This window comes from ANME-2 cluster archaeon, assembly GCA_014237145.1.
Lineage (GTDB): Archaea > Halobacteriota > Methanosarcinia > Methanosarcinales > Methanocomedenaceae > Methanocomedens_A.
In genome coordinates this window covers 1-8,009 of the sequence record JAAXOC010000057.1, presented here as the reverse complement: position 1 = coordinate 8,009, position 8,009 = coordinate 1, and the positions used below count along the sequence as shown (strand labels likewise).

At 42.4% G+C, this 8,009-nt stretch carries 8 protein-coding genes and 2 pseudogenes; 4 read left to right on the top strand and 6 right to left on the bottom strand.

Annotated features, from left to right (window positions below; genetic code table 11):
- Positions 1–30 precede the first annotated feature (30 nt).
- Together HF974_07735 and HF974_07730 are read right to left on the bottom strand one after the other, a co-directional pair.
- Complete coding sequence (locus HF974_07735) at positions 31–183, bottom strand: DUF2080 family transposase-associated protein (GenBank protein MBC2698209.1); 153 nt, start codon at positions 181–183, stop codon at positions 31–33.
- A gap of 879 nt (positions 184–1,062) precedes the next feature.
- Positions 1,063–1,155, bottom strand: a pseudogene (locus tag HF974_07730) (transposase family protein).
- Positions 1,156–1,367: 212 nt separating this feature from the next.
- Here HF974_07730 and HF974_07725 point away from each other — a divergent pair.
- Positions 1,368–2,570 carry an MFS transporter gene (locus HF974_07725; GenBank protein MBC2698208.1) on the top strand — a complete coding sequence of 401 codons (1,203 nt, stop codon included), beginning with the start codon at positions 1,368–1,370 and terminating at the stop codon, positions 2,568–2,570.
- 214 nt (positions 2,571–2,784) lie between these two features.
- Here the strand turns inward: HF974_07725 and HF974_07720 are convergent, their stop codons facing one another.
- The 4 genes and pseudogenes from HF974_07720 to HF974_07705 all read right to left on the bottom strand — a co-directional run bounded on the left by HF974_07720 (position 2,785) and on the right by HF974_07705 (position 4,803).
- Positions 2,785–3,033: a type II toxin-antitoxin system HicB family antitoxin gene (locus HF974_07720; GenBank protein ID MBC2698207.1), complete on the bottom strand. Its 249-nt coding sequence runs from the start codon at positions 3,031–3,033 to the stop codon at positions 2,785–2,787.
- Positions 3,034–3,043: 10 nt separating this feature from the next.
- Positions 3,044–3,229: pseudogene (locus tag HF974_07715) on the bottom strand (type II toxin-antitoxin system HicA family toxin).
- A gap of 147 nt (positions 3,230–3,376) precedes the next feature.
- Positions 3,377–3,634, bottom strand: coding sequence for a hypothetical protein (locus HF974_07710; protein MBC2698206.1), 258 nt, complete (start codon positions 3,632–3,634; stop codon positions 3,377–3,379).
- A gap of 185 nt (positions 3,635–3,819) precedes the next feature.
- Positions 3,820–4,803: a prolyl oligopeptidase family serine peptidase gene (locus tag HF974_07705; protein ID MBC2698205.1), complete on the bottom strand. Its 984-nt coding sequence runs from the start codon at positions 4,801–4,803 to the stop codon at positions 3,820–3,822.
- A gap of 242 nt (positions 4,804–5,045) precedes the next feature.
- On the opposite strand from HF974_07705, the gene hemL reads away from it, so the two are divergent.
- From hemL to HF974_07690, 3 genes are all read left to right on the top strand, one after another.
- A complete protein-coding gene (gene hemL / locus HF974_07700; protein ID MBC2698204.1) occupies positions 5,046–6,314 on the top strand; it encodes a glutamate-1-semialdehyde 2,1-aminomutase in 1,269 nt (422 codons plus the stop codon).
- 3 nt (positions 6,315–6,317) lie between these two features.
- On the top strand, positions 6,318–7,232 hold the full coding sequence (gene hemC, locus HF974_07695) for a hydroxymethylbilane synthase (protein ID MBC2698203.1): 915 nt from the start codon (positions 6,318–6,320) through the stop codon (positions 7,230–7,232).
- 460 nt (positions 7,233–7,692) lie between these two features.
- The gene (locus HF974_07690) at positions 7,693–7,887 is read left to right on the top strand and encodes a hypothetical protein (protein MBC2698202.1); all 195 of its coding nucleotides are present in this window, start codon (positions 7,693–7,695) and stop codon (positions 7,885–7,887) included.
- The last annotated feature ends 122 nt before the right edge of the window (positions 7,888–8,009 follow it).

Here is an 8,009-nt window from a genome sequence, read left to right as displayed (position 1 = left end):
GAGTTCTAAAAGCTCTAGCGGGAGCAATTGTCATATTATTACCAGATAAACCGTACGGCCAAGATACTCCTTTGGACAATCAACTTTGGCACTGTTTCCGAATTTTGTAACTTTACGAACGAAAAAACCCTCTATACCGTCAATTTCTAGGTGAGTATGTGGTTGTATCTCTACTTTCCTCATAGGATATCCTATGGATATCCAATTATTTAAAGATTATTACATGTTTCGTATCGGGTTCAATAGTTTCGAAAATTCTAATCAAAGTGTGGGGAAAATGGATGAAATTTTAATAGTTATTCGGAGATACTGTTTCAGTCAAAACATTTTTATATCATCATTGCCAATTTAATGGTGAGGATGCTAATAATAGGGGAGATATTGGCGGTGGTTAACAATGAAAGAAATTGAGGATAGCGGAGAGGTAGAAAAACAGTCATGTTGTTGGGATAGATGGATGGAAGAAATTATCTATAATAGTAAAGGAACAAACTAATTAATTAAGTTAAATATATAATTTAATTTATTAAAATTTATCCTTAATCATAAAAGATCAATACCATATATTCAGATTGTCTCACTTAAGAAGATGCTCTCTCTGGTAGCATTTTCTAAGCCTGCACGAAAGTATATAATTTCCTAGACGTTCAAAAGCCAGCAATAAAAGGTCTTTGAGGAAAAACATGGCAAAACCCGATATAAGTGCATCGGTTAGGATCACTATCTCCGAATAACTTAACAACTTTCTTTAGTTTCATTTGTTCCCCATTCTAACAACATTTTCCATTAACCCATACCACATTCTTAATTTAGCGGCCTTGGGACAAAATTCACTTATACTGCCTTATGTGGCCAATGCGGTATAATGCCATCCATAATCTAAAAGGCTCTTCGCTAATTCATGTGGGTAACTGGAAATTCAATTGTCCCAATCGAAGGTATATCATAGTAATGAAATTCTGAACATTTCGATAACCACGAGCACTTCTTTTTACTAAAGGGACACATGTCTTATATTACAATTCAAGTGTAACATATTTGTGCCCATAGGACTTCAATTCAGTGAATACCGCATTCTGTACATTCTATTCTTGGAACTCTGCAATGCAAATACGCTTCGTACTGAAAGAAATTAAGATGCCTCCATACTCTCTCTTATACGTTGAGAAGACTAAGGTTGTTACTTCTGCAAATAAATTTTACATTTTAGTTATCCCAGGAAAACTACTAATAAAACCCAGGATAAACAAATAACCCAAATTGAAAAAGTAATTACCCAATTGATACTATTATGTAAATAAAATTAAAGTTTTTCAACCCTTCATCGATTTAGATTACAAATAATCTAAATATTAAATAAATGATCAATGAATAGAAAAGGGGGTGACATTATTCCTGAAATAGATAAAGAAGGCTACCGGGAGATATATATTCTTGGTATTTTAACATTTCTGCTGATGTTCAGTGTCACATTGATATATCCTGTTATGGAAGATTTTGTTATGGAGAGGTTTTATGTCACATCTGTAGCAGAGACTAGTTTATTTGTTTCAATAAATCTGGCCGCATATGTAATATTCTCTCTTATATGGGGCAGCACTTCTGATAAGTTAGGGAAAAGAAAGATATTCATCGTTACCGGATTTTTGGGTAATGCTCTTTTGATGTTCAGCCTTACCCTTGCCCCTACCATGTCAGCCCTACTGGCACTGCGATTCATTGAAGGAGCCTTTACTGTGATGGCATTTTCTTTAATTATGACATCAGTACTCGATCTAGTCAAAAAAACACAGTATGGTAAGGGAATGGGAATACTTGGCCTGGGAATGGCATCAGGTAATGCCATGGGAGCACCATTTGGTGGTAAGATAGGTTCAATAGATCCCCTTTATCCTCTTTACTTTGGTTCTTTACTACTATTACTTGGAGCATTGATCGCGGCATTAATGCTCAAAGAGCGCAAACTCAGTTCAAGACCTACCTCATTTATAGATTCACTAATGTTGCTCAGGGAAGAAAAAAGGATATTCATTCCATATGCCTTTTCTTTTGTTGAGCGGTTTACAGTAGGATTTTTTGTGGGCGTTTTCCCACTTATGCTTGCAATAAATTATGGGATGGAGCCAGGTACTATCGGAATGTACATGGCTGCGTTTTTAATACCTTTTGCCATGCTTCAGTACCCTTTCGGTGTAATATCTGATAGAATAGGAAGAGTTCAACCCCTGATAGTTGGTTCCGTTCTCTACAGCATTATAGTAATAAGTGTTGGCTTCACGGCCCCACCCTTGCTGGTTTTGGTAATGGTGATCGGTGGTGTAGCTGGAGCACTTATGTATCCTCCATCGGCAGCATTAGCTGGTGATTTTGCAGATCCTTCAAAAAGGGGGACTGCCATGGGTGGGTTCAACGTGTTTGGTTCTCTTGGTTTTGCAATAGGTCCTTTTACAGGTGGGTTGATCGCTGATTCATATGGTTTCCATGTAAGCTTTGCTGCAGCAGGTTTAGCAGTATTTTTAGTAGCTTTGATCTTCTTGCCTGTATTGATCAGTATCAGTAGAAGTAAATGATCTTTCTATTTTGTCCTGCTCTTTAAGCCCCCACCTGCAACACCAAACCAAGAATTTATCCAAACTTACACCTCCAGTCCACCGGTCAAGCAATGCAACTATGAAGTACTAAAAAAGCGCCTGCCAGCCCGCTCAGCACACCACAAGGGCGTAAGGGTTGAGCAGAGTGTGATAAGCACTCGGCAAGAGTAGAAATGGTGGAATGAAAATATAATTAAGTTGGTTGTGCTGTATCAGCTGTGCCTGACATTTCATTAATCGCCACATATTCTGCAAAAGAATTTGATTCTGGAATCGGCAAGTTATCTTCTATTAATCCCTGAATATGCATTTCAATTGCATCATACATATTTTGTTCCGTATCTTCACGGTTAGCACCTGTTGCAACACAACCAGGCAAATCAGGTGAATATGCTGAATAATTATTATTTGCCTTTTCAATCACAATTAAGAAACGATACATCTTATTCTACCTATTTCAATTTTGCTTGTTTTAAGATACTATTAAAAGTCCCGGGTGCTAAATCATCATTTAAATGACCAGCAATTGTTACTCTACCTTATTTTGTGTGATGCTTGTATTGTTTATAACTTCCTCTGGTTTTAATTAAATACCAGCCATCTGCTTCTATCATTTTTATTGCATCACGTACTTTCATCATAATCTCCATTTCTCTTATTTCAGCATGATTTCTTGTTAAGCAAATATACACGGACATACAAAAATGCTTTTGCATAAGTCTGGAAAATGAACCAAGACAGAATGAAGCAGTAGCACGTTCAGATGATGAGTTCCGAGCACTGCTTCACATCCATCCACGAGGCACCATAATAGCACCTGCCAGGTCCCAGTCCACTTTTGATACAAGCTCGATAACCAGTAATTTACTATTCAGGATATTATGCAGTTCTTCCAGTGCTTTCTGTTTTCCGATTCGTTTGGTCATGCCATCAATATATTCCACAAGTACGTTGCGGCCCAGTACGAACCGTGCCCCTTCATGCACATTATCCTCAAGGTATGCACTTGCAGTCTTATGGTTCCTGTCCTTCCTGTCGCTCAAGGCAATATAAGATCGCTGGTATCCGGGAATATACGCATCTATTCCCTCCAGTCGTCCCTTTCACTCCAGTTGCCCTCTTTTGTTGCAAATGACCCGATTACAGCAAAAAAGGAATCATCCATTATATCGTCTTCATGCCGCCTGATGTATTCGACAACAGCTTCAAGGATAAAAGTTATTTTCCACTAACTGAACATCAATCCCAGCTCAGCTTCCAGCACATCTCTCATAGCAGCATTGTACCCATGGCTGCTACCCTCAACCGGATAAAAGACCTTAGGTCCCCCTGCCTTCTCGTATGTCACCAGTGCCAGTTCAAGCGGGATAATGGAATCGTTAATCATATGCATCATCACCAGCTTGCGGGGCGGCAGCCTGTCAAGATAAGTATCCGGGTCAATAGAGCGCAGGAACCTGGTCTGGTTTTCCGTGACCTGATTCGAATCATTTGCAATAAAAGATTCAACATCATACCCGCTGGTACTGATTCCTACCACTCCATTGATGGAAGGGTCGATAGCTGCGGCAATGATGGCAAACCTGCCACCGTTGCTGATACCGATAATAGTGATGTTGTCAGGGTCAACCGCAGGGTACTGGCGCATTACATCAACAGCTTTCAAGGCATCAAAGACCATTTTATGCTGGGTAGTTTCCTGCCCGGCCTGGAACAACCTGCCGTCAAGCTGGAAGTCCACTCTTCCCAAGTTGCGCTGGTCAATGACCATGGACGCATACCCCATATCTGCCAGTTCGGCAGACAGCCCCTGCTCGCCCTCTTTTGATACAGTGGCCCCTGGGAGTATGAGGATGCCTGGGACCGGATGGCTGCTGTTGGGGATACGTAGCAGTGCACTTATAACAGCATCCCTGCTGGAATAGTTGATGTGATCGAAGTAATATCCAGAATCTTCAACTATCATTGAATCATATTCCGGGATTCCGCGATCAGTGGGATAAGACATAATACCATCTTCATCCACATCCCATTCCTGCTGTGTGGCAGTATTGTCAAAAATAGCCCATAACAATGCGATAAGGATTACGGCCGAGCCAAGAGCGATCAGTATCTTTGCCTTGGCTGCCTTCTTATTTGCCTCTGCCTGCTGGCGTCTTGCTTCCTTTTTAGACTGGCCTGGTTCGGGTTTGCTTTTTCGCTTTTTTGCCATCCGGGTATTAGAACAGGTTTGTCCTATATCACATTTATGATTATTTTTTGTATGACATCACGACCAGTTCATTGATGCAGGCCACTGCCACCAAAGCATCGGATGGATATTCCACTCCCCACATGATTTTCTCAATCATGTTTAACCTATATATGTAAAAAGTACAATTCTACTAACACTGTTCGGGAATTGAAGTACACATAAGAAATTTTATCATTATTGAAAATCCAGTGGTATCACATATGACCTGTGAAAAATCAAAACAACTATTCAGTAAAGCAAAGAACCTGCTGCCAGGTGGGGTAAGCAGTCCGGTCAGGGCGATAAGCCCCTACCCGTTCTACACCAAAAGTGCCAGTGGTTCAAAGATAACAGATGTTGATGGAAACACCTACATCGACTACTGCATGGGTTACGGCCCCCTCCTGCTGGGACACAACCACCCTGCCATCAAAGAAGCAATAACAAAACAACTTGATAACGGCTGGCTGTACGGCACACCCACCGAACTCGAAGTGGAACTGGCACAGCGCATCTGCAATAATGTTATCAGTGTCAACATGGTCAGGTTAGTCTCAACAGGTACCGAGGCCACCATGGGAGCAATACGTGCCGCCAGGGGTTATACAGGCAAGAACAAGATCATCAAGATAGAGGGCGGATTCCACGGTGCACATGATGCGGTCCTGGTAAAAGCAGGGAGCGGTGCAACCACACTGGGAGCACCCGATTCACTGGGTATCCCCAGGGAGTTCACGAAACAAACCCTGCAGGTCCCCTATAACGATATTGATGCAATGGTTGACGCAATACACGGCTATGAGGGTGAAGTTGCTGCAGTCATCATGGAACCAGTCATGGGCAATATAGGCCCTATACTTCCGATGGAAGGATACCTGGAAGAGGTCAGGGCAGTTACCAGGGAAAATGATATCGTGTTGATATTCGATGAAGTGATCACAGGGTTCAGGCTTGCCATGGGTGGTGCACAGGAATATTACGATGTCATTCCTGATATGACCACAATGGGTAAAGTACTGGGCGGTGGTTTGAACATCGGTGTCATTGGCGGTAAAAAAGAGATCATGGAGAACATCTCTCCTGCCGGCAAGGTATACCAGGCAGGTACCTTTAACGGACATCCGCTTTCAATGGCTAGTGCCCTTGCCACATTGGATGTGCTTGAAAAGGAGAAGGTCCATGAAAAAGTGAATCTGGCCGGTGACGGCCTGCGGGCAATGCTTCGGGATTCCATAAACGACCTGGGTCTGGATTATTATATAAGTGGCGTGGGTTCCATGTTCAAGATATTCTTTGGTGATATCCCTGCTAATTACCAGGAAGCTTTGAAGTGCGATAAGGAAGGTTACTTTGAATTCTTCCACAGGATGCTGAAGAGCGGGGTATTCCTGCCGCCTTCACAGTACGAGACCAATTTCCTCTCAACAGCGCACACTGACGAAGATATTGCTGCCACGGTCGAGGCATATGAAAAGAACCTGAGGCCGTAATTGATGATTATCGGTACACGGGGCAGTGCCCTGGCGCTGGCACAGGCTGACCAGGTGGCTGCCATGTTAAAGCAGCATGGATTTGACACAGAGCGCAAGATAATAAAGACCAGCGGTGATTCGTTCACTGACCGCCCCCTGCACCAGATACCTGGTGTGGGTGCTTTTGTGCGTGAACTTGATGACAGGATGCTGGACGGTGAGATAGATATCGCGGTCCACAGCATGAAGGATATCCCTACTGAACGGCCTGATGAACTGGCTATTGCTGCTGTATTGAAAAGGGATTCACCTCTTGATGTACTGCTGGCCAGGGATGGCTCCACGATTGATGAAATGCCCAAAGGGGCCACGATAGGCACCACAAGTATGCGCAGGCAGGCCCAGCTTCTACGATACAGGCCTGACCTGGTTATCAAGGACCTGCGGGGTAATATCGATACTCGCCGCCGAAAAGTCGCAGAAGGCCAGTACGATGGCATACTGATGGCTGAGGCAGGACTGCAGCGTATGGGCTGGGAACTGGACGTGCACCGGCTGGACCCTGACCATTTCTGTCCGTCTGCCAACCAGGGGACCATTGTGGTTGTGACGCCTAAGGATACCGAAGCTCACAGGGCTGCATCACTGCTGGACCACCCGCAGAGTAATCTTGAAACGAAACTTGAGCGTATAGTCATCGGGATTTTAGGTGGTGGATGTCTTGTTCCCATCGCTGCTTTTGCTACTACTGAGGGTGACGGGGTGCGGATACGTGCCGAGGTGCTGTCGCTGGATGGTGACAGGTATGTTAAGGTGGATGAGGTCGTGCCTCTTGATAATTGTGAGGTGGAGGCCAGGCGGCTGGGTCATTTGCTTGTTGACAGGGGTGGACGGGAACTGGTAGAGGAAGCTGTGGAGAAGTTATCCGGTACTTAGGAAATCCGGCACAGGGGAAGATTGAACCATTTAGTCATTATTTATTAAACTCCCAAATGACTACCACATATCCCTGTTAGTTCTCAATTGTGTTTTTTTACCGTGCTTTAATCATCAACTTATGCCGGGGTCGCAGCCCGGTGTTACCTGCATCTTTTGCAGGTGTTGAACCGAATTATCAGTTAAACATCATAATCATGATGATTTATATAGTAAGAAGTACAACTTTTATGCACTTATAATTATGAATAAATAATGAATATTTAATGTGAGGCATGAAAATGGATGCTTTTTGGAAAGTATATTGCAGATTGGATGAAAGTGGAAGAAAAAAAGTTATTAAAAAATATTTGAACAGACCGATTAGTATTAACCTAAATCCACAGATTAAAACGCATGAATTTTCATCCCAACCCCTGGGTACAAATCTAGAAACTCAGTCAAAAAAGAGGTTTTAAAAATGAAAGATCCTAAAGGAAATCAAATTTCAATTAGTGATCGTGTAAAGGTTCTTTGGAATTTTGATAATAAGATCCATAGTGGAGAGATTGCTACTATTAATGATGGATTTGTTAATGTTAATGTTAATGTTTCTTCAGGACACATGTCCATAAAGGACAATAAAAAGATAACGAAAATCCCCGACAAACTTTAAATTAATAAGTAAATTCATTTTTCGTTATTTAGCATGAAAGTACCCTCAGTCTTAACATCCCGTGACTATCGTTGTAAAGAAAACAACAATTTTCTGGGATGTTAAGATCAAAGATATTTATC